Here is a 26,198-nt window from a genome sequence, read left to right as displayed (position 1 = left end):
CCAGGATCACGTGCCACGACGGCTACAGCGCGACGGCGCCGGCCCGCGCTCCCCCGCGCGACCGGCGCCGTCGCCGTCCTCAGGCAGTCGGCGCGGAACTGCTGACGAACCGCCAGGTTCCCGCGCCCACCGTGTGCACCAGGTAACCGTCCGCCATCCGGCGGGCGGTCACCAGCCCGCCCGGTGACGCCTCGACGTCCTCGGCCCGCGCGGCGGGCACGTGCACCTCGGCGGTGGCGCCGACCGGCACCTGCACGGTCAGCTCGAACCCGCCGTCCTGGCGCCGCCAGGCCGACGACGCCCGGCCGCGGACCGTGTCCACCGCCGCCGATGCGGCGGACACCTCGGCGCGGGCGTCCGGCCGCACCACCATGCGCGCCCAGCCGTCGGCGACCGGCCGCAGGCCGGCCACGTGCTCATAGAGCCATTGCACGACGGTGCCGTGGAAGTAGTGCTGGCGCGAGCGGGTCGACGTCGGCCACATCTCCCACATGGTGTCGGCGCCGTTGTCCACCCAGTAGCCCCAGCTCGGGTAGGTCCGCTGCCGGGCCACCCGGGCTGCCACGTCGGCGTGGCCGTGCTCGGTCAGCACCGGCAGCAGCACGCTGGTGCCGAGGCAGCCGGTGTTGAGGTGCCAGCCCCGCTCCCGGATGTCGGCGACCAGGTTGTCCACCACCTTCCCGACCAGGTCGTCGGGCACCAGCCCGAACGCCAGCGGCACCGCGTTGGACGTCTGCCGGTAGCCGGGATCGCGGTCGGTGCGGTACAGCCCGCGCGTCCGGTCCAGGAACGTCTCGTTCAGCCGGTTCCGCAGCCCCGCGGCCGCGGTGCGGAACCGGGCCGCCGGCCCGTTCTGTCCGGTCAGCTCGCCGACCTCGGCCGTGGCCACCAGCGCCCGGTGCAGGTACGCGGTCGCGGTGAGCCGGGTGTCCTCGGGCGGGTTGCCCCCGGTGCCGGGCGACAGGTAGTCCCCGAGCGCGGTCACAGCCAGGCCGTCGCGCAGCCGCCCCAGTTCCCAGTCCAGATAGTCGACCACCGGCTGCCAGTGCTGGCGCAGCAGCCGGTCGTCGCCGTACCAGCGGTGCATCTCGCGCAGCAGGAACGGGTAGACCGTCGTCCACTCCGGCGCCGGGGCGAGTTCCTGGTAGCCCCAGCCGCCGCTGGGCACGATCACCGGCACCTGCCCGGAGGTGACCTGGCTGTCGCGCAGGTCGCCGAGCCACTTGGTGAAGAACCGGGACAGGTCGAGCAGGCCCGCCATGGTGGGCGCGGCCACCTGCGCGTCACCGGTCCAGCCGTTCTTCTCGTACATCGGGGTGTCGGTGGGGATGCCGTGCAGGTTGTTGCGCACCGTACGGCGCATCATCTGCTCGAACTGCTCGAACAGCGGTTCGCTGCACCGGAACTCGCCGACGTCCCGGACGTCGGAGTGCACCACCCGCATGGTGACCGTGCCGGTGGTGGCCGCGCCGGGCAGGCCGTCGAGCTGCACGTAGCGGAAGCCCTTGTACGAGAACTGCGGCTCCCACACCTCCTCGCCGCCGCCCCGGGCGACGTACTCGTCCTGCTGGAAGCGGGCGCTCTGCACGTTGCCGTTGGACGCCTCGACGGTGCCGTCGGCGCGCAGCTTCTCGCCGTACAGGATGCGGATCGTGGTGCCGGCCGGGGCGGTGGTGCGCAGCCGGACCCAGCCGGCGGTGGTCCGGCCGAAGTCGGCCACCCAGACACCGGCGCGCGGCGAGCTGAGGGCGACCGGGGCGACGGACTCCACCACCCGGATCGGCTCGTGCTCCTGGGCGCGCAGCGTGCCGGCCGGGGCGTCCAGGACGCTCGCCCGGGCCCACCCGGCGTCGTCGAACCCGGCAGTCGTCCAGCCCGCCGGCTCCTGCCGGGCCTCGTAGGTCTCCCCCGCGAACAGCGAGTTGGACAGGGTGGGGCCGGCGGTGATCCGCCAGGCGTCGTCGCTGACGATCTCGGTGCGCGACCCGTCCGGGTGCTCCACGACGAGGCGGGCGAGCAGCCGGGGCTCGCCGTGCCAGGGCGGCTGGTGCCAGCGCCACACGTTGCGGGTGGTCATGCCGTAGAAGCCGCGGCCCAGCTCGGCGCCGAGGACGTTCTGCCCCTCGGCCAGCAGGTCGGTGACGTCGTGCGTCACGTACAGGACGGTGTCGTCGTAGTCGGTGAACCCCGGGTCCAGCACCGCGGTGCCGACCCGCTTCCCGTTGACGTGCAGCACCTGGTAGGCGACGCCGCTGGCGTACAGCCGGGCGCGGGTCACCGGCTTGGTCAGCCGGAACGCGCGCCGCAGCAGCGGGGCGGGCCGCTCCTCCACCGGCGGCTCGATGCCACTGCCCCACGGTCCCTGCCCGTACGGAGCGAGCACGACCGCCGGCGACCAGGCCGAGTCGTCGTGGCCCGGCTGCTCCCAGCCGGACTCGACGGTGCCGGTGGTCCGCCAGCCGGCGTCGGTGACCAGCACCAGCTCCCGGCTGTCGGTGGTGCGTACGACGAGCTTCACGATGAGGCCACCGGGGTTGACCGACGCACCCGCCCGGTTGGTGGCGATCGCGGCCAGCACCAGGTCACCGCCGACGGCCTGGCGGGCCAGCTCGGTGACGTCCGCGACCCGGGCGGTGCGCCAGCCGTCGGTCTGCTGGGGCGCCGACAGGGTGAGCCGACCGGCCAGGTACGCGGTGAAATCGTCGTCGGCGCTCATGATCAGCCGGGCGGAGGCGACGTCGTGCCCCGCGGGCAGGGTCAGCCGGCCGCGGAACCAGCGCGGGCCGACGGGCGCGTTGTTCACCGTGGCGCCCGGCCCCCATACCCAGGAGGCGCCGGCCAGGTCCAGGGACCGGGGCTGGGGCACGGTGACGTTGCCGCCCCACGGCCCCTGCCCGTAGGGGGCGAGCACGGCCACGGCGGCCCAGCCGGCGTCGTCGTACCCGGCCTCCTGCCAGCCCGGCCGTTCGGTGTCCGAGCTGCGCCAGGAGCCGTCGGTGACCAGCACGAGCCGCTGCCCGGCGGCGGTCACCAGCACCAGCTTGGCCAGCAGGCCGGCCGGGTTCACCGACGGGCCGGGCCGGTTCGTGGCCACCGCGGCCAGGGTGAGCGTGCGGCCGACGGCCGCGCGGGCCAGTTCGGTGACGTCGGCGAGCTCGGCGCTCTTCCAGCCGTCGGTCTGCTGCGGGGCGTGCAGCACCTGACGCCCGTCGAGGTAGGCGGTGTAGTCGTCGTCGGCGGTGACGACGAGGTGCGCGGCGGCGATCTCGACCCCGGCGGGCACCGCGAGCCGGCCCCGGAACCAGCGGGTACCGGCCGGCGCGTTGCTCGAGCTGGCCCCGGGCGACCAGATCCACGACGCCCCGGCGAAGTCGAGCGGTGCCTGCGCGACGTCCGGCTGCGCGCCGACCCAGCGGGCCGCGCCGAAGCCCTCGTCCAGCAGACCGGTCTCGAACCAGGTCGGCGTGCTCCACCCCGTCTCCCGGCCGGCGCCGTCCCAGACCCGCACCGTCCAGTGGTAGCGGGTCCGCGGGGCCAGGGGCGGGCCGGCGTACGGCACGCCGACCGACCGCGCCGAGGCCACCCGGCCCGAGTCCCAGACGTCGGCCGCGTCCGGGGTGAGCCGGTCGGCACGGGTGGCCACCAGCACCTGGTACGCGCTCTGCGTGGCACCGTGGCCGGGGGCGGTGCCGGTCCAGGAGAAGCGGGGCTGGGCGACGTCGGTGCCGAGAAGCTGGTCGGCGTACTCGGTGCGGGGGCGGCCGACCGAGAGCGGGCCGGCACCAACCCCGGGGGGCGGTGCGGCCGCCGCCGGCTCGGCGATGCCCGCGCCGAGCGCGACGGCTCCCGCGCCGGCGACGCCCCAGCCGAGCAGCGATCGGCGGGTGAGTTCGGTCCCCTGTGGCGGGACCGGTGGTGTCTGAGCCATGGGTGTCTCCTCGATGTCGGGTCAGGACGGCGAGCCGGCGGGCAGGGGTGCCGACCAGACGTCGGCGATCGACGGGTCGTAGCCGTCACCGGTGTCCCGGAACCGCACCCGCACCACCCCGTCGCGGGTCGCGTCCGGGAGGTCGACGACGAACTGGTAGCTGACCGTGCCGGCCCCGCCCGCGGTGCGCCGCCAGGAGCGGGCGTGCGCCACCACCCCGTCGACGACGATCTCGTAGTCCTTCAGCTGCGCCTGGTCGTACGTCTCGACGGCGCGCAGCACGAACGGTTCGCCGGGTGCGACGGCGAGGTCGAACTCGAACCAGCCGTCGGGGTAGCTGACGTTGGTGTAGCGGCGGGTCAGCCCGGCCTCGGTGTTGGTGCCCGAGTGGGTCGAGGCGGTCAGGTGGTGCGCCTGCTCGGAGGCCGCGTCGCCGAGGTCGACGTGGTCGTACGCGCCGGCCGGCGGGTTGGTGAACCGGACCGGGACGGCGAGGGTGCGCCGTTCGGCGTCCGTGCCGCCGGTGGCCATGGTGAGCTCCGCCGGCCCTTCCGTCACCGTCACCGGTGCGGTGACGACGGTCGACACGGTGGTCTCCGCGCCGGGTGCGAGGTCGTACCGGGCGGTCGGCGACGCCACCCGCCAGCCGTCGGGCGCCGTGGTGGTGAGCTGCCCGGTCACCGGCACGGCGGCCCGGTTGCGCAGCACGGCGCCGACGGTGGTCGCGGCGCCGGGAGCCACGGCGGCGGGGGTGGCGGACGCCGATTCGATGACCACGGCCGGCGCCGTGGTGATCGTGCCCGCGACGGGCAGGGTGGCGGCGCCGCCCTGGAGGAGGTAGCTGGCCGAACCGTCGACGACCACGTCGGCCGGGGACTGGCCGGCGGGGACGCGCAGGTCGTAGCGGTGGCTGACGGTGGCGCCGGGGGCGACGGTGGTGGGCCGGTCGCCGACCGGGGTCACCGTCCACTCGGCGGGAACGCGCAGGTCGGATGTCACCCCGGTCATCGGTGCGGTGCCGCCGTTGGCGACCACGACGCTGGCCCGGACGACGTCGCCGGGCAGCCTCTCACCCACCGGCAGGTCCAGCTTGACCACGGCGCCGACCAGGGCCGACGACGCCGCGGAGAGCCGCTGGTCGACCCGGGTGAGCAGGGTGTTGAACCGCTCGGTGTGGGCTGCGGCGACGCGGCCGACGCCGGCCTGGGTACGCAGCCACCGGTTCAGGTCGGCGGCGGTGGCCAGGGCGTGGTGCACCTCGCCGGCGGCGGCAGCGCTGTCGCCGCCCAGGTACGCGGTCCGCGCCGCGGTGGTCTCGTCGGCGAGCTTCCGCAGCTGGGCCCGCAGGTGCGCGGCCACCGGTCGGCCCAGGTCGTCGGCGAGCTCATCGGTCAGCGCCGACAGCGCCTGCACCGCGTCGGCGGTTTCGCCCAGGTCGCCCAGCACCCGGTCGACGGCGAAGGAGTAGGCGCCGGAACCGATCTCGTAGACGGCGGTCCCGCCGTCCATCCGGACGAACCGCACGCTGTCGGCCTGGTCCGCCGGCCGGCCGCCCTCGGTCACCGCGTGCCGCCCGGGTGCCGGGATGCGCACGGTCGCGGTGGTGTTCGCCGGGACGGTGACGTGTAGCCGCAGGTCGCTGCGGGCGTCGAGGTTCCAGTTGCTGCCGATCACGCCCTGAGCGGTGCGGTACAACGCCCGGGCCGAGGTGAGGCCGCCGCCCGGCTGGGGCGCGAAGGTGAGGTGGGTGTAGCCGGGATTGCCGGAGTCGGGCTGGATGCCGGCGACGGTCCGGTACATCCAGTCGCCGACGGCGCCGTAGGCGTAGTGGTTGAACGAGTTCATCGACACGTCGCCGAAGCTGCCGTCCGGCATGATCGAGTTCCAGCGCTCCCAGACCGTGGTCGCGCCCTTGGCGATCTCGTAGCCCCACGACGGGTAGGTGTCGTTGAGCAGCAGCCGGTAGGCGACGTCGAGGTGCCCGGTGTCGCTCAGCGCCGGCAGCAGGTCCGGGGTGCCGAGGAAGCCGGTGGACAGGTGCCAGTTGTGGCGGCGGACGTTGTCGACCAGCCGGTCGGCGGCCTTGCCGCGCAGCGGCTCGGGCAGCAGGTCCATGCCGATGGCCAGCACGTACCCGGTCTGGCTGTCGCCCTGGACGGTGCCGTCGGCCGAAACGTACGCGTCGACGAAGGCCTTGCCGATGTCCCTGGCCAGCGCCGCGTAACGGGCCGCGTCGGCGTCCCGGCCGATGGCCGCGGCCATCTCCCCGAGCAGCCGGACGCTGTACGCGTAGTACGCGGTGCCGATGACGCCGGCGGGCGTCGGGTCGTCGAGGTTGAGCCAGTCGAGGTACGGGCCGGCGTTGGTGCGCCGGTTGCCGGAGCTGGTGCTCTGCAGCCAGGCGGCGTACCGCACCATCGACGCGTAGTGCTCCTCGATCACCCCGGTGTCCCCGTAACGCTGCCAGAGCGTGTACGGCACCGTGATGCCGGCGTCGGCCCAGCCGGTCGCGCCGTCGCCGCAGCAGGCGCGGGGTGCGACGTCGGGGTACGCCCCGTTGGCGGACTGCGCGTCGCGCAGGTCCTGCAGCCACTTGGTGAGGAACGTCAGGCTGTCCATGTTGAACGTCGCGGTCTCGGCGAAGACGTTGATGTCGCCGGTCCAGCCGAGCCGCTCGTCCCTGGCGGGCGTGTCGGTGGGGATGGACAGGAAGTTGCCGCGCTGCCCCCAGGTGATGTTGCTGTGCAACTGGTTCACCATCGCGTTGGAGGTCTCGAACTCGCTGGTCAGCTCCCCGTCGGTGTGCATGACCAGGCCGGTGACGGTGGAGAGGTCGGGGGTGCCCGGGTAGCCGGTCAGCTCGACGTAGCGGAAGCCGTGGAAGGTGAACGTGGGTTCGTAGACCTCGGCGCCGCCGCCGCGGAGGGTGTAGTGGTCGGTGGCCCGGGCCGACCGCAGGTTGGCGGTGTAGGCGGTGCCGTCGGGGTTGAGCACCTCGGCGTGCCGGATCCGCACGGTGGTGCCGGCGGGCCCGTCGACCTTCAGCCGCACCTTGCCCACCATGTTCTGGCCGAGGTCGAAGATCCAGGTGCCGGGGGTGGGCTGGGTCAGCGCCCGCGCCGGCAGCTCCTGCGCGACCCGCACGGGCGGGTCGACCTGGGCGACGATCGGGCCGGTCGCGCCGGGGGCGTCGACGGTGGCGGCCGACCAGCCGGCGTCGTCGAAGCCGGGCCGGTCCCAGCCGGCCGGCAGCCGGCGCGCGTCGTAGGTCTCGCCGTGGATCAGGTCGCTCAGCAGGAACGGCCCGGGTGCGGCACGCCAGGAGCCGTCGGTACGGACCGTCTCGGTGCGGCCGTCGGTGTAGTCGATGACCAGTTGGGCCCCCAGGTGCGGGCGGGAGCCGTAGTGGTCGGTGCCGAAGGAGGCGATGGTGCCGGAGTACCAGCCGTCGCCGAGCATGGCGCCGAGCGCGTTGTCGCCGTGGCGCAGCTGCCGGGTCACGTCGTACGCCTGGTACTGCACCCGCTTGCGGTAGTCGGTCCAGCCGGGTGCCAGTTCGTGGTCGCCGACCCGCTGCCCGTTGAGCGACAGTTGGTAGACGCCGAGCGCGGTGGCGTAGATCCGGGCGCGGGCGACCTCCCCGTCGACCCGGAAGCCGCGGCGCAGCAGCGGGTTCGCGTCCAGGGCGGTGAGCATGGCCTCGGTGTTGCCGGTGACCCGCAGCCCACTCGACGTGGGGGTGCCGCCGCCGAACGGGTTCTCGCCGTCGGTGAGCGCGGCCGCGAAGAGGGTGTCTGCGCCGCTGGTCACGGAGAAGTCGGAGAAGACCCCGGTCTCAGCTCCGTCGGTGCGCAGGCCGACCGAGCCGCCCTGGTGCCGGGTGTCGCGGGTGACGTCGACCTGGGTGCCGTCGACCCAGGTGGTGATGGTGTCGCCGGCCGCCGTGATCCGCAGGGTGTGCGGGGCGGTGAGCTTGTCGGGCGGCACGACCGCGCCGAGCGGCACCTCCTTGAGCACCGTCCAGGCGCCGTTGACGCGCACGTGCGGGCGCAGCTTGGCCGTGCCGCCGGTGCTGGAGAACTGCCACATGTAGGCGTTGGTCGGGCCGTGGGCGCGCAGATAGATTCCGGCCGCGTCGCGCTCCAGGCGCACCGTGGTCTGCACGGTGTAGTCGCGCCACGACTCGGTGGGCGGGGGCAGCCCGATCCAGTCGGCCCGCCAGCCCTCGGCGCCCCGCAGGCCGGTCTCCCACGAGGCCGGGGCGCTCCACCCGGAGGCGCGGCCCGCGGTGTCCCACACCCGGACCTGCCAGAGGTAGCGGGTGCGGGGTTGCAGTGCCGGGCCGGTGTACGGGACGAGGGTGCTGCGCCGGGACGTGACGCGGCCGCTGTCCCAGACGTCGGCGTCGTCGAGGCGGGCCTGGCTGGTGGCGACGCGGACCTGGTACGACTCCTGGAGCACGCCCCGGACGGCGGATTCGATCCGCCAGCCGAGGCGGGGCTGCGCCACGTCGAGCCCGATCGGGTCGGTCGCCCGCTCGGTGGTCAGGCCGGTCACCGTGAGCTGGGGAGCCTCCGGTGCGGCGGCGGCCGGGGCCGCCGTCACCACCGCCGGCGTCAGCCCGAGGAGCAGTGCGACGACCGCGGAGAGCAGGGGTCGGCGCCGCGTCGTGAGCTTCATGGTCCAAACCCTTCTGTGCGGCGGTCCGCACCAACTTTCGTGGGCGTCCGGACCGATGGGCGGCCGGACGGGTGATCAGCGGGGCTGGGCGGCCGAGTCGGCGACCGGGTGGAAGCTGGACCGGCCGGAGCCCACCTCGAACACGGCACGGCCGTTCTCGATCCCGATGAAGGTGGCCTTGCTCGGACCGGCGGCCCGGTAGGACCTGCCCTCGGTGACCGGTAGGGCCACCCGGGCGGTGACGTTGACCGGCACCTCGAGGTCGACCAGCAGGCCGGCACCGGTGCGCCGCCAGTCGAGGCGCACCGGTCCGCGCTGGGTGGGCACGACACCGGACGCGTGGTCGAGCCCGACAGCGGGCGGCGCCACGTCCACCACGGCGGCGCCCGGGGCGGCGGTGCGGACGCCGAGCAGGGTCTCCTGCACGTCGACCACGGCCTGCGCGCCCCAACCGTGGGACTGGCTGAAGTTGGTGCCCGGGTCGAGGGTCCAGGCCTCCCAGGTGAAGCTGCCGCCCTGGGCGAGGATGTTCGCCCAGCCCAGGTCGTCGGGGTTGGTCAGCAGCCGCAGCACCGCGTCGGGCCGGCCGGCGTCGGCGAGCGCGGCCAGCAGCCAGTGTGCGGTCATCGGCCCCTGCTTCATGCCCATGGCCGAGAGGTGGTCGGCGAGCGCCGGCAGGTCGGCCTGGGGGGCCACGCCGTGGGCGATCGCGTACGAGGTGGCGTGCTGGCCGGCGTGGCCGCTCTGCGCGCCGGTGGCCGACAGCCCGTCGACGTAGTTGCCGTCGGCGCGGCGCAGCTTGGCGTTCATCGTCGCGGCGAGGTCGGCGGCCCGGCCGTCGTAGGAGGTGACCTCAGCGGCGGGGCGGCCGAGCGCCTCGGCCATCCGGGCGGTCGTTCGCAGCACGTCGGCACCCTGGGCGTTGATGGTCGTGCGGGCGGCGGCGGACATGTCGTACCCGAACCGGCCGGGCTCCGGCCAGTCGACGATGCCGTAGCGGTAGGCGCCGCTGCCGCCGGCCAGTTCAGTGACCAGGCCGGCCGTCGGGCCGGTGGCCGGGATGTGGCGCAGCACGTAGTCGGCGGTGTCGCGGATCGCCGGATACGCCTCGGCCAGCAGCGCCCGGTCGCCGGTCTCGGTCCAGTACCGCCACACCCAGTCGACGAACATCAGGGAGTAGTCGGGGATGTCCCGCTTGCCGTCGCCGTTGGGGTAGACGGCGTTGTACCGACCCCGGTCGTTGCCGGCGTTCCAGTAGCGGGCGGCGGAGCGGAGGAACTCGCGGATGGCCTGCTGGGTGGCGTCACGCTCACCGAAGGCACCCATCGTGGCGTAGGAGATGTTGGCGGCGTCGCCGAGGAACTGGCCCTTCTCCCGCGTGGGCGTGTCGACGAACGCCTCCTGCACGGAGTAGAGCGCGGACCGCTTCATCATCGTCCACACCGCGTCGAGGGTGGCGTCCGAGCTGGCGAAGCTGGCCTCCCGGCCGGCGGGGACGTCGCTGTGCACCACCACGGCGGAGATGTCGTCGAGCGCGATCTCCTCGCCCGCGTCGGGGATCTCCAGGTAGCGGAAGCCGAGGTGGGTGAAGGCGCGGAACTGCTGCGGGCCGTCCTTCTGCAGGTAGGGGAAGCTCATGTTGGTGCCCTGCGACTGCAGGGTCGACGTGGCGACCCGGCCGGTGTCGGTGAGGGTGTAGCCGGCCCGCACGGTCACGGTGCGACCGGCCACGCCGGCGTCGAACCGTACGGCGGGGCGGGCCGGGATGACCACCCCGAAGTCGGCGACCACCGTGCCGTCGTCGGCGGTACGCAGTGCGACCGGAGCGACCGTGGTCTCGGCCAGCCGGGTCTCCTGCCCGATCAGCCGCGGGTACGCCGCGTTCGGATGCGCGCCGACCACCTCGGCGGCCCTGAACGGCGCGACGCTGTCGTCGTAGCCGGGCCACGTCCAGCCGGTCACCTCGGCGCGGGCGTCCTGCCGCTCGACCCGGTCGCCCTCGCCGTTGCGGCGCTCGGCGTTCGCGACGAACTGGGTGTCCCGAGCGACCCGCCACGATCCGTCGGTGACGAACACCTCCCGGGTCCCGTCCGCGTGCTCGACCACCAGCTTCATCAGCAGGCCCCGGGCGCCGGCGGGCCGGCCCTGGCCGCTGCCGTACCAGTGGTAGCGCACCCCGATGGCCAGCGGCTCGCCGGCGGTCACGAGGTCGGTGACGTCGGCGGCCTGGTAGTAGTCCTCGCCGGGGTAGCCGAAGGAGGTGCCCCGGTCGGCGCGGGTGCCGTTGAGGTAAAGCTCGTAGGTGTGGTCGGCGGCGGTGTAGGAGCGGGCCCGGACCACCGGGCTGGCGCTGGGGCGTACCTCGGTGCGGGCCAGGGTGTAGTCGTCGGCCTCGGTGGTGGTGCGGCGGATCCAGGCGGCGCCCTCCCACTGGGTGTCGGAGATGCCGGTCTCGAAGGCGCCGGTGCCGGGCGGGGACTGCTGGTCGGTGCGGTCCCAGGTGCGCACCGACCACTGGTACGCCGCGCCGGCGCGCAGGGCGGGCCCGCCGTAGGGCACATAGGACTGCTGGTCCGAGACGACCTTGCCGGAGTCCCACACCTGGTCGCCGCCGGACTCGCTGACGGTGATCCGGTAGGCCGTCTGCGTCTCCCCCGGGTCGGCGTCCTGTGGCAGCCAGCCGAAGCGCGGGGTGCCCTCGACGTTGAGCGGGTGGGTCCGGTCGTCGACCGTCAGCGCGGCCGGGGCGCCCGGGGCGTGACCTCGGGCGGCCGAGGCCGGTGGGGCCCCGGCGACGACCGTGGCGACGGCGGTCGCCGCCGCCAGGGCCAACGCCGTCCGGCGCCTGGCGAGCAGCGGGGATCCGGGAGTCTGAGGTGTCACGCCTGCCTCCGCCCATGAATCGTTTCAGGCAGGCTACGTGCTCGTGTCCCTCCTGTGAAGACATTCACGATGGCCGGATCCGGCCACCCAGCAGGTCCAGCCACGCCTCGCGCAAGCTACTTTCCATTGAATCGTTCGCAGGTGCCGGTGGGCTGACTCGTCTACGCCATCAGCTCGACACGACCAGACGAGAAACAACCCCAGGCCCAGTCCGATTCATTCTCGTCATCAAGTTCGTAGCGCCGCACACTCGTCGTGGCGGGTCGATACCTTCGTGCACCCGGCTGAGCAGAAGCCGGGCGTGTGGTGCTGCCTCATGCCCACCGGCGGCACCCCCGTTGAGGCAGCACCGTCACGCGCTGCCGCTGGCGTCCCGTCGACTACGGGCCGGTGACCTCCTTGGCGGCGCGCTCGCCGGACTCGACCGCCCCGTTGAGGTAGCCGAAGTACTCGATCGAGGTGTGCTCGCCCGCGAAGTGGACGTTGCCCTCGCGGGCGGCCTCGATGCCGAAGAAGCGGGTGTACTGGCCCGGCTTGAGGCTCGAGTAGGCGCCCTTCGACCAGGGGTTGAGCGGCCAGGCGTCCCGGTATGCCTTGCCGTTGTAGGCGGCGGTGATGCCCGGGTAGATGGGTTCCAGTTGGGTCAGGAACGACGTGACCTCGGCGGCCGGTGCCGCGCCGAACGGCGCGCCGGTCCACGCCTTCGTCTGGCTGCCGCCCGGGAACTCGCAGAGCACGCCGGTGGTGGTCGCCTGGTTGACCGCGTCGTCCCAGGCGCACTGGAATCCGGTGACGTTGGTGTAGGTGGAGCCGCCGTAGCCCTGCGTCACCCAGGGCCGCCGGGTGAACTGGACGTGGATCTTCGCGTTGCTGCCCAGGTCAAACTCGTTGATGGAGCGCATCTTCACGGTCGAGAACCCGGCCTTGGACAGGTCACACTCCCGCAGCATGGTGAAGGGCAGGGCGAGGATGACCTTGCCGGAGGTCACGTCGACAAACGTGTTGCCGGCCTGGAAGGTGCAGGTCACCGAGCCGTTGGCGTTCGCCTTGACCGCCACCAGCTTTCGGTCCAGGGTGACGGTGCCGGCCGGCAACTGGGCGTGCATGGCGGTCAGTAGCTGGTCGTTGCCGCCGATGATGGTGTACTTCTCGTCGCCGCCGGTGAGCGGGGCCAGTGAGTTCGGCCCGTTCCAGGCGAGCAGGTAGATCAGGTTGAGCGCGGACTGCTGGTCCGGATCCATGCCGTACTCGGCGACGGCGTTGCTCTGCATGAGCTTGGCGAAGCGGCTGGAGAGACCGCCCGGCACGTTGGCGTCCAGCCACTGGTTGACCGTCTGGTTGTCCAGCGCCAGGCCCCTCGCCGTGTAGCTGTCGTACCGCTGCGGGTACGGCGCCGCCTGCTGAGCGGCCTTGAACGCCTGGTAGACCTGACCCCAGTCGGCGTTCGCCGCGCTGTAGGGGTAGTCCGCTCCGTCGATCCAGTACCTGTCCCCGCCGGGTGGCTGGTTGCCGCCGCCCACGTCGCGGAGGCTGAGTCCGAGGCTGTTGGCGAGGTTGCGGATCGTGTTGTGTTCGGTGTTGATGAATGCCCCGCCGTGCTCGACGACAACGCCGTCGTCGAAGAAGTTCCGCAGGGTGTAGCAGCGGCCGCCGATCCGGGAGCTGCCCTCGTATACGGCGGCCCGGATCCCCTTGACCTTGTAGAGCCAGTGGGCGGCGCGGATGCCGGCGAGACCCGCTCCCACGATGGTCACCGACGGCGGCGGGGCGGGCGCGGCCGCCGCGCTGACGGGGCGGGGCAGGCCGGCCGCCGCGGCGACGGTGGCGGCCCCGACGGCGGCGGCGCCGCCGAGCAGCTTGCGGCGGGACAGCCCCGCGGCGTGCATCTCGATGACTTCGTCGACCGGGATGCCGGTCCGTTCGGATTCGGCGTGCGCGGCGAGCGTGGCACGCAGGCGGCTGGTGAGTGGTGTTCGACCTCTGGATCTCATGACTGACCTCCGGTCGCGAACGCCTGAGCTGGCGTGCCCGACATTTAAAGCCGGATTCAGTTAGACAGTCAAGAAGTTCACTGGCCTCGAACACAGCAACGCGTCGGAGCTGATCACGCTTTCAGGAGTCAGCCCACCACCGGGCGGCCGCGAGCTCGGCGACCAGCGTCTCGGTGAGCAGGCGTACGGCGGGCTCGTCGTCGCCGCGATAGCGGACCGTCGCTGCGGCGCCGGTAACCTCGGCGCCGACGGCGAGCACCGTGGCCGCCCGCTGCCGCAGCCAGTCCAGCGCTGGTCCGTCGTAGCGGGAGCCGGGAAAGAGCAGGGCGCGGTAGTCGAGTGTCTTGGTGAGGTAGACGTCGACGTGCGACCAGTCCCCCGTCTCGCATCCGTCGGCGGGACGGCGGGGACCCTCGCGCACCATCAACGCCGACTGCATCGCCGACGAGAGCCGCTCGGCCGGCGCGAGGGTGTAGACGCCGTGCGGACCGTCCAGGACTTCGACGGCCACGGGCAGCCATTCGTCCCGGCGGGTCAGCAGATCCTCGGTGGCGTCCGCGGCGCGCCGGGCCAGGCCCGCGATGTCCCGCCGGCGGTCACCCGGGGCGGCCCGTTGCGCGGTCAGTCGGGCCACCAGATCCAGCAGCAGCACCAGGGTGTGTTGGAAGGTCCGGCAGGCCACCCCGCCGGCCTCGACGCCGGCGTGCATCGGGACCACGAGGTCGGCCACCTTCGCCAGCGGCGAGTCCGGCACGTTGGTCAGCGCGACGAGTGGGGCCGAACCCTGGTAGTGGCTGGTGGCGTCGAGGGTCTCCTGGCTGGTCCCGGTGGCGGAGATGGCCACCACCAGGGTCCGCGGCCCGGGCGGATAGCTGGTGGCGGTCGAGGCGTACTCGGCGACCGCGTCGACACCCGCGGCGCGCAGCCGCAGTGCGGCCATCTCGGCCGCGTAGCGGGAACTGCCCATCCCGAGCAGGAGGACCCGCTCGACCCGGTCGGGCAGCCCGTGCCACGGGTCGCCGTCGGTGAGCGTCGCGGCCAGGCGGCGCAGCGACTCCGGCTTGGCTTCCAGGTCGGCCAGGAACAGGCGGGGGTCCACGGTTTCTCCTCGGGTCAGTCGTACCAGCTACGCAGGACGCCCATCGGGGCGTACCGCCAGCGGGGCAGGAAACGGGCGGCGTAGCACAGCTCGCGGCACTCCTGCTCGACCTCGAACGGTCGCAGCAGCCGCTCGTCGAACAGGTGCGCCATGCCGCGCTCGTGCAGGGTGCGGAGGTAGGCCGCGAGCAGGTCGTCGACGCCGCGCCGGCACCAGTCGGCGACGGCGGGCCGGTGCCGGCCTTCGGTCCGCCGGTTGGCGATCTGCCCGACGTGCAGCAGGCTGGTGCGCAGCTGCGCCACGTCCCGCGCGGCCGGTTCGGTGAGGGTGCCGCCGGCGGCCGCCGCGAGGGTCGGGTTGCCGTCGAAGTCGGTCACCGCGAGGCCGCCTCGCCAGCGCAGCACCTGTCCCACGTGCAGGTCGCCGTGCGGTTGGATGACGTACGCCCGGTCCACCTCGCGGGACCGCCAGATGTCGGCGGCGAGCCGGGGCACCCGGGCGGTGAACCACCGGGCGTCCTCGTCGTCGGCGGCGGCGACGAGCCGGCGTGCCTGGTCGAGGACGGCCAGGCCGTCGGCCGCCCAGTCCCGATGGCTGACCGCCACGGGCGCCGGGATGGCCTCGGACGGGGTGGCCAGGGCACAGTGCAGTTCGGCGGCCAGCGCCCCGAGGTCGCCGGCCAGATCGGCGGGCGGTCCCCCGTCGAGCTGGTGGAGCAGGGCGTCGACGCACCAGTCCCACCCGTCGGCGGCATCCGGCAGGAAGCCGGTCACGACCGCCGCCAGACCGCCATCCGGCTCGTCCCGGTAGACGGCCGCGTACGGGGTGGGCGTACGGGTGAAGTTTGCGGCCGCCAGGTGGGCGAGCAGGTCGGGGGCGCGGTCGGGCGTCGCAACGGGGCGCATCCACTTGACCACGACGCGTTCGCCCACCACGACCGAGGTGTTGGTCTGGTCGACGGTGATCAGTCGTTCCCCGAGGGGACCTCGGGCGAGCGGGACGAAGCGACGCACCCGTAGGCCGGTGATCGCGCCTCCGGTGGCGAGGGCCTCGACGAGCGCGGCGGAGGCACCGGGCGGCACTGGGGCATGTGTTGAATCCAAGTTCAGTTTCCGGCGTAAAAAGTCGGCTACAAAAGGCGGCACGAGTCTTGCGCACGTTGACTTGCATTGCAACACTCCGGTGCACTGTCTCGACTCTCGACGGGAGTGCCGAGTGTTGCCGTTCAGAAGTGCCCGGCGTACCGCCGTTTCAGCCGCCCTCGTCGCGGGCCTCGTGCTCGCCGTGGCGGCGTGCGGCGGTGGCTCCGACAACGCCGGCGCCGCCGGCCCGGATGCCCTCGACCCGAACGCGGACCTGAGCAAGCAGAAGCTCACGGTCTCCAACTGGGACGGCTACATGCCGGAGGATCTTCCCGAGAAGTTCAAGACGGCGAAGGGTCCGGCGGTCACCGTCACCAAGCACGCCACCAACGAAGAGATCATGGCGAAGCTGACCGCGGGCGCGGACAGTGGCATCGACGTCGCGTTCGTCTCCGGACAATTCGCCCAGGCGCTGGCCGAGCAGGGCCTGCTCGAGCCGATTCACACCGATCTCGTACCCAACCTCAAGAACCTCTACCCGGAGGCCGGGCAACTGGCGTACGACAAGGGCAACAAGTTCTCCGTGCCGTACACCTGGGGCACGACCGGCCTGTGCTACCGCACCGACCTGACCGGCTACACCCCCGACAGCTGGGAGGACCTGCTCTCGCCCAGGCCGCAGCTGGCCAAGAAGGTGACCATGATGGCCACCGAACGGTGGCTCATGCTGCCGGCCCAGAAGGTGCTCGGCTTCTCGGCTAACACCACCGACGCCGAGCAGTTGGAGCAGGTGAAGCAGAAGCTGCTCACCGCGAAGAAGACGCTGCTGGCCTACGACGACACCACCTTCGGCGACCGGCTCAAGTCCGGCGAGGCCGCCCTGGTCGAGGCGTGGGACGGCTGGTGCCCCACCGACGACCCGAAGATCAAGTTCGTGGTGCCCAAGGAGGGCAGCGACCTCTGGGTGGACACCATGGTGGTCTTGAAGACATCGAAGAACAAGGAGGCGGCGCACGCCTTCATCAACTACATCCTCGACCCGGGCAACCACTCCTGGGCCGCCGAGAACATCCTCTACAAGGTGCCGAACGCCGCGGCCATGGCCAAGGTCGACGCCAAGCTGCTGGACACCCACCCGGAGCTGAAGACGCCCCCCGCCGAGCTGCTCAAGGGCGAGGTTCCGGTCGACCTGGGTGACGCCGCGCCGGCGTACACCCGGATCGCGACCGAGGTGTCGGCCAGCAAGTGAGCTCAACTCTCACCCCCCAGCGCGCCGCCCGCACGGACGTCGGTCCGCGCGGGCGGCGCGCCGCCCGACGGGAGCGCCTCGCCGGGCGGCTGGCCACCCTCGGGCCCGGGCTGGGCTACCTGGTGGTCTTCCTGCTCGTGCCGCTCGCGCTCGTGCTCAGCTACACGCTGTTCCACCGGGGCCGCTTCGGTGGGATCGTGTACGAGGCTTCGACGGACAACTTCACCCGGGTCGCCGACGGGCTCTACCTGGGCGTCATCTGGACCTCGGTGAAGCTGGCCGGGCTCACCACACTGCTCGCGCTGCTGCTCGGCTATCCGACCGCGTACCTCATCGCCCGGCTCCCCCGCCGCTGGCGCACGGTGGCGCTCGTCCTCGTGGTCCTGCCGTTCTGGACCAACTTCCTCATCCGCACCTACGCGTGGATCATCCTGCTCAACAGCGAGGGCGTGATCAACCGGACGCTGACCGGGATCGGGGCGATCGACCGGCCGTTGGAGCTGCTCTACACGCCCGGAGCCGTCGTCGGCGGCCTGCTCTACGCCTACCTGCCACTGATGGTCCTGCCGCTGTACTCGGCGATCGAACGGCTCGACCCCCAGCTCCGCGAGGCGTCGGCGAACCTGGGCGCCCGGCCGGCCCGAACCTTCTGGTCGGTGACCCTGCCGCTCACCCTGCCCGGTGTGCTGACCGGCTGTGTCTTCGTGTTCGTGCCCAGCCTGGGCAACTTCGTCGTCCCCGAACTGCTCGGCGGCGGTCGCACGGTGATGGTCGGCAACCTCATCCGCGACCAGTTCCTGAAGGCGCGGGACTGGCCGTTCGGCTCGACCCTGGCGCTCGTCGTGATCGCCCTGCTCGTCCTGCTGCTCATGGCCCAGGCGTGGGCGACACGACGGCTGGCAGGGGGAAACCGTGCGTAGGTTCAGCTGGCTGTACGTCCCGGCGGGCCTGACGTACCTCTTTCTCTACCTGCCGATCGTGGTCCTCGTGGTCATGTCGTTCAACGCCGCCGAGACCCCGTACCGGTGGGACGGGTTCGACACCGCCTGGTACGGGCGCCTGTTCGACGACCGGGCGGTGCGCGAGGGGCTGATCAACACGCTGGTCGTCGCGGCCGGCGCCACCGCGCTGTCCACGGTGCTCGGTACCCTGCTCGCCGTCGGCCTCGCCCGCTACACGCGGTCGAAGCTGCTCGACGCGATCGCCGTGGCGCCGGCGGTGCTGCCCGACATCGTGCTCGCCATCGGGCTGCTCGCCTTCTACACCGCCGTTCAGTTCACGCTCGGCCTGCACTCGATCCTGCTGGCGCACACGGTGTTCGGCACGGCCTTCGTCGCGGCGGTGGTCCGCACCCGGCTGGCCCACATCGACGGGTCCCTGGAGGAAGCCTCCCGAGACCTGGGCGCCACGGCGGTGCAGACTTTCGTCCGGATCACGCTGCCGTCGCTCGCCCCGGGCATCATCGCCGGTGCGCTGCTGGCCTTCTCCCTGTCCATCGACGAGTTCGTCATCGCCTTCTTCACCGCCGGCCCGCAGGACCCGACGCTGCCCATCGTGATCTATTCGATGGTGCGTTTCGGTGTCACCCCCGAGATCAACGCCCTGGCCACGCTGCTGCTGGCGGTCAGCTTCACGTTCGTGATCGCGGCCCAGCGCCTGTCCCGTCTCACGGAGTCCCTATGAGCGAGCATCGTGGTGCGCCAACCGGCGAACCCCTGGTCAGCATCCAGTCCGTCAGTCGACGCTTCGGCGACGTGCAGGCGCTGGAGCAGGTCAGCCTGGAGATCCGCCAGGGGGAGTTCTTCGCCCTGCTGGGCCCGAGCGGCTGCGGCAAGACGACCCTGCTGCGGATCCTCGCCGGCTTCGAGCACCCGGACAGCGGCTCGGTGACCCTCGACGGCGCCGACCTGCTCGCTATGGCACCGCACCGGCGGCCGGTCAACCTGATGTTCCAGTCCTACGCGCTGTTCCCGCACATGAACGTGGCCAAGAACATCGCGTACGGGCTGGAGCGCGAAGGCGTGCCGAGGCGGGAGATCCGCGAACGGGTGGACGAGGTGCTCGCCACCGTCGGGCTCACCGGACTGGCCCGCCGTCGCCCGCACCAGCTCTCGGGCGGCCAGCGGCAGCGCGTCGCACTGGCCCGGGCGATCGTGAAGCGGCCCCGGCTGCTGCTGCTCGACGAGCCCCTGTCGGCGCTGGACAAGAAGGTGCGCGCCGAGATGCAGCTGGAGCTCAAGCGGTTGCAGCACGAGGTGGGCATCACCTTCGTGGTCGTCACCCACGACCAGGAGGAGGCGATGTCGCTGGCCGACCGGATCGCCGTGATGAGCGAGGGCCGAGTGCGGCAGATCGACGCGCCGGTGCCCCTGTACGAGCGGCCCGCCGACCTGTTCGTGGCGGACTTCATCGGGGCTAACAACCTGATCACCGGCGTGGTCACCACCGACGGGCTGCGGGTGCCGGACGTCGGGGTGCTGCCCTGCCCCGCCGCCCCGGACGCCGTCGGGGCCACCGCGACCCTGGCGGTGCGTCCCGAGCGGGTGCGCCTGGGTGCCGACGGCGGCCTGGTCGGGGTGGTGCGCGACGTGACCTTCTTCGGTGGCACCACGCGGGTGGCGGTGGACGTGACCGGGCTCGACCGGCCGCTGCTGGCCACGGTCGCCGGCGCCGCCGCGGTGGGGCTCGGCGACAAGACCCGGGTGGACTGGTCGGGTGCCGACGCCGTGCTGCTCGACCGGGCCTGACCGCCGGGCGCCATGCCGTCCGCGCTACGCCGTGGCCTTCCGGGCACGCGGGGGCTTGGCCGGCTCCTCCGGTACGTCCAGCGGGTTGCCGGTGACCAGCCGGGCGTACGACAGGATCAGCTCGACCGCCTCGGCGGCGTGCAGGGTCGGGTGCCGGGCCACGATCCGGTAGCCGTACGCGTCCTCGAGCGCCACCAGGTTGCGGGCGATGGCCTCGGACGGCACGGCGAGGGTGAACACGCCGTGGGCCGCGCCGAGTTCGAGGATCGTCTGGTACATGGAGACCTGCCGGTCGTAGAGCGTGGTCAGCAGGGCGGCGTAGACCCGGTTGCGGCCGGCCGCCCCGCCGAGTTCGCAGAGCAGGCGCACGTCGGCGTCCTCGGCGTCGGTGGGCAGCCCGGAGCGGATCGTCACCACCAGCTTCCGTACCGGGTCGGAGATGCCGGCGATCCGCTTCACCCGCAGCTCGTAGAAGCGTTCCATGCCGGCGTGGTGCGCCTCGAGCAGCAGGTCCCGCAGGTCGGGATAGTGGTAGAGGACCGCGCCGGAGGTGAGGCCCGCCTGTTCGGCCACCTGGTTGAGCAGCACCGTGTCGGTCCCATGCTGGATCATGGCCCGGCGCGCGGCCTCGATGAGGTCCTGGCGGCGCTGGGCGCGGGACTTGCGGGTCTTCATGGGCACCGATCCGAGGTACGACGTCAACACTCTCCCGAACACCATAGTGCCTGCGTATTGACGGCCGAGCGAGGACCTTGTTGAATTTCGATTCAACAGTCACCCCCGGGAGAGTCGATGTCTCAGCTGACGGTTCTGTTCATGCCCGAGAGCGCGTACGGCCCCACCAACAACTGCATCGGCATCGGCGACGTGCTGCGCCGACGCGGGCACCGGGTGGTGTTCGCGGCCGAGGCGTCGTGGCGGGGCAAGCTGACCGCGCTCGGCTTCGAGGAGGACCTGGTCGACCTCGCCCCGCCGCCCGAGAACGCCGAGGAACAGGACGCCGGCCAGTTCTGGAAGGACTTCATCCGCGACACCGCACCCGAGTTCCGCAAGCCGACGATCGAGCAGCTCGAGACCTGGGTCAAGCCGGTGTGGGTCGAGCTCATCAACGGCGCGAAGTACTGCCAGCCGCGGCTGCTGGACATCATCGACCGGGTACGGCCGGACGTCATCGTCGAGGACAACGTGGTCGCCTTCCCCGCGCTCAACACCGCCGGGGTGCCCTTCGTGCGGATCGTCTCCTGCAACCCGCTGGAGATCAAGGGCCCGGACATCGCCCCGGTCTTCTCCGGATACCCGGCCGCGGACCGGTCGGGCTGGGCGGCGTTCCGGGCCGAGTACGACCGGGTCCACCGTCCGGTGTGGGAGGAGTTCGACGCCTGGGTACGCGAGCAGGGCGCACCCGGCCTGCCCGACCTCGAGTTCATCCACGACGGCGACCTCAACCTCTACGTCTACCCGGGCATCGCCGACTACACCGACACCCGGCCGCTCGACCCGACCTGGCAACGGCTCGAGTCGTCGGTCCGCGAGACCGACGAGGCGTTCACCATGCCGGCCGAGCTCGCCGACCGGGACGGCGCACTGATCTACTTCAGCCTCGGTTCGCTCGGCTCCGCCGACGTCGAGCTGATGCGACGGGTCATCGACTCGCTGGCCAAGACGCCGCACCGCTACATCGTGTCCAAGGGGCCGCTGCACGCCGAGATCGACCTCGCCGAGAACATGTGGGGTGCCGAGTTCGTGCCGCAAACGAAGATCATCCCCATGGCCGACCTGGTCATCACCCACGGTGGCAACAACACCACCACTGAGGCGTTCCACTTCGGCAAGCCGATGATCGTGCTGCCGCTGTTCTGGGACCAGTACGACAACGCGCAGCGGGTCGACGAACTCGGCTTCGGGGTGCGGCTCGACCCGTACCGGTTCACCGACGAGCAGCTGCACGAGGCCATCGAGCGCCTGCTCGGCGACGAGGATCTGCGCGGCCGGCTCGCGGCGCACGGCGCGGCGATCCGAACCGCCGACGGCCTGCGCCAGGCCGCCGACGCGATCGAGCGGTTGGGTAGCACCGGGGCCCGTCGTTGACGAACTGGTACGCACCTGCCCGCACCGACACCGCCACCGCGGTGCGGGCGAAGGCCCGGCAGGCGATCGCCGACGCAGCACCGGCGAGCTTCTGGACCGACCGTCCGGACCGGCCGGCGCCACGGGCCCGGCTGACCGGCCCGCGCACCGCCGACCTGGTGGTGATCGGCGGCGGGTTCACCGGCCTGTGGACCGCCATCCTGGCCAAACAGGACAACCCCGCCGCCGACGTGGTGCTGGTGGAGGCCGAGCGGATCGCCTTCGGCGCCTCCGGGCGCAACGGCGGGTTCGTCGCGGACTCACTCACCCACGGCCTGTCCCACGGCCTGTCGCGGTGGCCCACCGAGATGGACTCGCTGGTCCGCCTCGGCCGGGACAACCTCGCCGCGATCGCCGAGACCGTGCAGGAGTTCGGCATCGACGCCGGTCTGCGCCTTTGCGGCAAGACGACCGTCGCCGTCGCCCCCCACCAGGTGGCCGAGCTCGCCGCCCTGGCCGACCTGCACCGGGCCTACGGGGACGACGTGACGCTGCTCGACGCCGGCCAGGTACGCGCCGACGTCGCCTCACCCACCTACCTCGCGGGCGTACGGCTGCGCGGCGCCGGCGGCCTGGTCGACCCGGCCCGACTGGCCTGGGGGTTGGCGCGGGTCGCCGAGTCGCTCGGGGTGACGATCCACGAGGACACCCGGGTCACCGGCTTCGACCGGTCCCGCGCCGGCGTCGTGGTCCGGACCAGCGGCGGACCTGTCAGCTGTCGCCAGGTGGTCATCGGGACCAACGCCTATCCCCCGCCGCTGCGACGGCTGCGGCACTGGATCCTGCCGGTCTACGACTACGTCCTCGTCACCGAACCGCTCAGCGACGCGCAGCGGACGCAGTTGGGGTGGCCCGAAGCGCAGGGCCTCACCGACGCCGGTAACCAGTTCCACTACTACCGCCTCACCGACGACAACCGGATCCTGTTCGGTGGCTACGACGCCATCTACCGGTTCGGCAACCGGGTGGACCCGGCCCTCGACCAGCTCGACACCACCCACCTGCTGCTCGCCGAGCACTTCGCGCAGACCTTCCCCCAGCTCGACGGGATCCGGTTCACCCACCGCTGGGGCGGGGTGATCGACTCCACCACCCGGTTCACCCCGATCTTCGGCACCACCCGCGACCGGCGGATCGCCTACGCGGTCGGCTACACCGGACTCGGCGTGGCCGCGTCCCGCTTCGGCGCGCAGGTGGCGCTGGACCTGCTGGCCGGCCGGGACACCGACCGGACCCGGCTGCAGATGGTACGGCGCCGACCGGTGCCGTTCCCGCCCGAACCGCTGCGGTACCCGGTGGTGGAGCTGACCCGCCGCGCACTCGCCGCAGCGGACGCGCACGACGGGCGCCGGGGGCCGTGGCTACGGCTCCTGGACCGCTTCGGTGTCGGTTTCAACAGCTGAGGAGCGACCGTGGCCATCCTGACCAACCCCGCGACCGGTGCCGTCATCGGCGAGGTCGCGGACACCGATCCCGCAGACGTCGCGAAGCGGGTGGCCACCGCCCGGACCGCGTTCGACCAATGGCGGGACGCCACCCCGGCGGACCGGGCGCGGATCCTGCTGCGCCTGGCCGACCTCGTCGAACGGGACGCGGACGAACTGGCCCGTCTGGAGGTGGAGGAGACCGGCAAACCGGCGTCGGTCATGCGCGACGGCGAGTTGCCGTTCGGCGTGGACAACCTACGATTCTTCGCCGGCGCGGCACGCTCGCTGGACGGGACGGGCGCCGGCACCCTGTCCGCCGGCTACACGTCCCTGCTGGTACGCCGGCCCGTCGGCGTCGTCGGCTCGATCGCGCCGTGGAACTTCCCGCTCATCATGGCGATCTGGAAGATCGCTCCGGCCGTCGCGGCCGGCAACGCGGTGGTCATCAAGCCCGCACCGCAGACCCCCCGCACCACCCTCGCGTTGGCGCGACTGATCGAGGAGGCGGGCGCGCCGGCCGGCCTGGTGCAGGTCGTCACCGGCGGCGCCGAGGTGGGAACCGCCCTGGTCACGGACCCGGGCGTGGACATGGTCAGCGTCACCGGATCGACCCGGACCGGCCGGGAGGTGATGCGCGGCGCCGTGGCCGGGCTCAAGCGGGTACACCTCGAACTCGGCGGGAAGGCGCCGGCGGTCGTCTTCGACGACGCGGACCTGTCCGAGATGGCGTCCGGCGTGGCCATGGGCGCGACGTACAACACGGGCCAGGACTGCACCGCCGCCACCCGGGTATACGTCCAGCGGTCCGCCTACCGCGACGCGGTTGACGCACTCGAGGCGACGCTGGCCACGGTACGCACCGGCGACCCCTGGTCCGCCGAGACCGACATCGGTCCGCTCATCTCCGCCGACCACCGCGGCCGGGTGGCGGACTTCGTGGCCCGCGCCGCAGCCGACGGCGCCACCGTCGCGCTCGGCGGTGCCCCCGCGGACGGGCCCGGGTTCTTCTTCCCACCCACCCTGGTCGTCGACGCCGACCAGCGCAGCGAGATCGTGCAGGGCGAGGTATTCGGACCGGTCGTCGTGGTGCTTCCCTTCGACGACGAGGACGACGCGGTACGACTGGCCAACGACAGCCAGTACGGCCTCGCCTCGTCGGTGTGGACCCGCGACGTCGCGCGGGCCCTGCGGGTCAGCCACCGCCTCGACGTCGGCGTCACCTGGATCAACGACCACCTGCCGATCGCCTCCGAGGCACCACACGGCGGCGTCAAGGGCTCCGGCTTCGGCAAGGACATGAGCCAGGAGGCGGTCGCCGAGTACTCGGTCACCCGACACCTGATGATCAAGCACGCGGCGCCCGCCGCCCGCGACTCCTTTCGGCCAGCCTGACCGCCAAGCGTCCACGACAAAGCCGGCGCGGGGGGGGTGTCCCTATGGGTTTCGTCAAGCCGCGAGGCGGGATTCGTGGGCTGGTTTCGGTTGGTAGGGGGCTTTCGTGCGGAGCATGGCGTGGAGGACGTCGATCCGGCGGCGGGCGAGGCAGATGAGGGCGGCGTTGTGCTTCTTGCCCTCGGCGCGTTTCCGGTCGTAGTAGGTGCGGCTGGCAGGGTCGGCCAGCGCGGCGAACGCGGACAGGAAGAAGGCGCGTTTGAGCTGCTTGTTGCCGCCCTTCGGTGGGTGCTCGCCGCGGATGGAGCTGCCGGAGCGGCGGGTGACCGGGGCCAGACCGGCGTAGGCGGCCAGGTGGCCGGAGGTGGGGAAGGCGGTGCCGTCGCCGACTTCGAGCAGGATGCGGGCTGCGGTCCTGACACCGATGCCGGGCATCGAGGTCAGGACCCCGGCAAGAGGGTGCGCTTCAAGCATCCCCTCGACCTGGCCGGCGAGTTGATCACGTTGGCGCAGCAGATCACGCAGGTTGTCAGCCAGTCGAGGCAGGACGGTCTCGGCCGCGGCCGTGCCGGGCACGACCACGGTCTGCGCGTCCAGCGCGGTCAGGATCTGCTCGACCAGGTGGGTGCCCATGCGTGGTGCTCGGGCCTTGACGATCTCGAGGAGCTTCGCCTGGCCTGCCTTGCGGATCCCGGCTGGGCCACCGCACCGCGACAGCAGCTCCAGCACTGCGGGATGCTGCAGTTTCGGGCCCAGGACCCGTTCCAGGGGTGGGTGGATCTGGGTGAGCAGACCGCGGATCCGGTTGGAGATGCGGGTGACCTCGCCGGCGAGGTCGTCGTCGTAGCCGACCAGGACTTCCAGCTCGGCGAGGGCCTCGTCGCCGGTGTCGACCCGGCGCAGCGTGTGCGGCAGGGTTCGGGCGGCGTCGGCGATCACGTACGCGTCTCGGGCGTCGGTTTTGGCCGTGCCCGGATGCAGGTCGGCCAGACGGCGCATGACCAGACCCGGCAGGTAGGCCACCTGATGCCCGCACGCCCGGGCGACGGCCACGGGCAGCGCGCCGATCGAGGCGGGCTGGTCGACCACGACCAGGATCAGGCCGTGTCGGCCGAGCTTGTCGAACAACCTGCGCAGCCCCGCCTCGGTGTTCGGCAGTGTGGCGTCGTGCAGCCGCTTACCCTCCGGGTTCAGCGCGACCGCGTGGTGCCCTTCCTTGCCAACATCCAGCCCTACAAAGACGCCGAACCCGTCGTGCACCCGTGGCCTCCTCACCACCATCGTGGTCACTCGGCCGCTGGTCAAAGCGCCGGACTGCCGGCATCCACGTTACGAAGAGACCTACCCCACGGCGGGGTGGCCGGGTCCCTATCAGCGGTCCGCCGACGCCACCCGACCCGGCGACACCACCCCCCGGATCATGCGTACGACAGGGGCAGAGAGTCATACCGGGCCAGGCGACCGAGCAGTCCCCGGCTGGGGACGATCAAAAAGGTAACGGGGGGGGAGCAGCCACCAGTGGTTGCTTTCCTCTCTAGAGCTGTCCATAAAAGAAGCGAGGTGCCCGGAGTCAGGTGGGTTGAGTATCGTGTG

15 protein-coding genes are annotated in these 26,198 nt (G+C 72.3%); 7 read left to right on the top strand and 8 right to left on the bottom strand.

Going from position 1 to position 26,198, the window contains the following annotated elements; genetic code table 11:
- Positions 1-79: 79 nt before the first annotated feature.
- The 6 genes from A6A27_RS32395 to A6A27_RS32370 form a co-directional block, all read right to left on the bottom strand.
- Positions 80-3,928: a family 78 glycoside hydrolase catalytic domain gene (locus A6A27_RS32395; RefSeq protein ID WP_073838423.1), complete on the bottom strand. Its 3,849-nt coding sequence runs from the start codon at positions 3,926-3,928 to the stop codon at positions 80-82.
- A 21-nt stretch (positions 3,929-3,949) separates the two neighbouring features.
- Positions 3,950-8,608 (bottom strand): family 78 glycoside hydrolase catalytic domain, encoded by a 4,659-nt coding sequence (locus A6A27_RS32390; RefSeq protein WP_083673032.1) that lies wholly within the window; start codon positions 8,606-8,608, stop codon positions 3,950-3,952.
- A gap of 75 nt (positions 8,609-8,683) precedes the next feature.
- Positions 8,684-11,491: a family 78 glycoside hydrolase catalytic domain gene (locus tag A6A27_RS32385; protein ID WP_198940537.1), complete on the bottom strand. Its 2,808-nt coding sequence runs from the start codon at positions 11,489-11,491 to the stop codon at positions 8,684-8,686.
- A gap of 380 nt (positions 11,492-11,871) precedes the next feature.
- Entirely contained in the window at positions 11,872-13,482 is a 1,611-nt protein-coding gene (locus A6A27_RS32380; protein ID WP_073838422.1) for a flavin monoamine oxidase family protein, read from the bottom strand.
- A gap of 121 nt (positions 13,483-13,603) precedes the next feature.
- Positions 13,604-14,581 (bottom strand): SIS domain-containing protein, encoded by a 978-nt coding sequence (locus A6A27_RS32375; RefSeq protein ID WP_073838421.1) that lies wholly within the window; start codon positions 14,579-14,581, stop codon positions 13,604-13,606.
- A gap of 14 nt (positions 14,582-14,595) precedes the next feature.
- Positions 14,596-15,663: a hypothetical protein gene (locus tag A6A27_RS32370; RefSeq protein WP_073838420.1), complete on the bottom strand. Its 1,068-nt coding sequence runs from the start codon at positions 15,661-15,663 to the stop codon at positions 14,596-14,598.
- A 133-nt stretch (positions 15,664-15,796) separates the two neighbouring features.
- Here A6A27_RS32370 and A6A27_RS32365 point away from each other — a divergent pair, with 133 nt between their 5' ends.
- The 4 genes from A6A27_RS32365 to A6A27_RS32350 are packed head-to-tail and all read left to right on the top strand — an operon-like array spanning position 15,797 to position 19,659.
- Positions 15,797-16,912, top strand: a complete 1,116-nt coding sequence (locus A6A27_RS32365) for a polyamine ABC transporter substrate-binding protein (RefSeq protein WP_198940536.1) — start codon at positions 15,797-15,799, stop codon at positions 16,910-16,912.
- Positions 16,909-17,832 carry an ABC transporter permease gene (locus tag A6A27_RS32360; protein WP_198940535.1) on the top strand — a complete coding sequence of 308 codons (924 nt, stop codon included), beginning with the start codon at positions 16,909-16,911 and terminating at the stop codon, positions 17,830-17,832. The genes A6A27_RS32365 and A6A27_RS32360 overlap by 4 nt, the downstream gene beginning before the upstream one ends.
- Positions 17,825-18,595: an ABC transporter permease gene (locus A6A27_RS32355; protein ID WP_073838419.1), complete on the top strand. Its 771-nt coding sequence runs from the start codon at positions 17,825-17,827 to the stop codon at positions 18,593-18,595. The genes A6A27_RS32360 and A6A27_RS32355 overlap by 8 nt, the downstream gene beginning before the upstream one ends.
- Positions 18,592-19,659 carry an ABC transporter ATP-binding protein gene (locus tag A6A27_RS32350; protein WP_073838418.1) on the top strand — a complete coding sequence of 356 codons (1,068 nt, stop codon included), beginning with the start codon at positions 18,592-18,594 and terminating at the stop codon, positions 19,657-19,659. The genes A6A27_RS32355 and A6A27_RS32350 overlap by 4 nt, the downstream gene beginning before the upstream one ends.
- Positions 19,660-19,683: 24 nt before the next feature.
- On the opposite strand, the gene A6A27_RS32345 is transcribed toward A6A27_RS32350, so the two are convergent.
- A complete protein-coding gene (locus tag A6A27_RS32345) occupies positions 19,684-20,334 on the bottom strand; it encodes a TetR/AcrR family transcriptional regulator (RefSeq protein ID WP_073838417.1) in 651 nt (216 codons plus the stop codon).
- Between the two features lie 117 nt (positions 20,335-20,451).
- On the opposite strand from A6A27_RS32345, the gene A6A27_RS32340 reads away from it, so the two are divergent.
- The 3 genes from A6A27_RS32340 to A6A27_RS32330 are packed head-to-tail and all read left to right on the top strand — an operon-like array spanning position 20,452 to position 24,605.
- Complete coding sequence (locus tag A6A27_RS32340) at positions 20,452-21,747, top strand: glycosyltransferase (RefSeq protein WP_073838416.1); 1,296 nt, start codon at positions 20,452-20,454, stop codon at positions 21,745-21,747.
- The gene (locus A6A27_RS32335; RefSeq protein ID WP_241825550.1) at positions 21,744-23,189 is read left to right on the top strand and encodes an NAD(P)/FAD-dependent oxidoreductase; all 1,446 of its coding nucleotides are present in this window, start codon (positions 21,744-21,746) and stop codon (positions 23,187-23,189) included. Before A6A27_RS32340 ends, A6A27_RS32335 begins: the two co-directional genes overlap by 4 nt.
- A 9-nt stretch (positions 23,190-23,198) precedes the next feature.
- On the top strand, positions 23,199-24,605 hold the full coding sequence (locus A6A27_RS32330; protein ID WP_143194278.1) for an aminobutyraldehyde dehydrogenase: 1,407 nt from the start codon (positions 23,199-23,201) through the stop codon (positions 24,603-24,605).
- 54 nt (positions 24,606-24,659) lie between these two features.
- Here the strand turns inward: A6A27_RS32330 and A6A27_RS32325 are convergent, their stop codons facing one another.
- Positions 24,660-25,865 (bottom strand): IS110 family transposase, encoded by a 1,206-nt coding sequence (locus tag A6A27_RS32325; protein WP_198940534.1) that lies wholly within the window; start codon positions 25,863-25,865, stop codon positions 24,660-24,662.
- Between the last annotated feature and the right edge of the window lie 333 nt (positions 25,866-26,198).

This window comes from Micromonospora sp. CB01531 (genome assembly GCF_001905095.1).
GTDB lineage: Bacteria > Actinomycetota > Actinomycetes > Mycobacteriales > Micromonosporaceae > Micromonospora.
The sequence above is the reverse complement of the archived record's forward strand: the minus strand, read 5'-3'. Positions and strand labels throughout refer to the sequence as shown.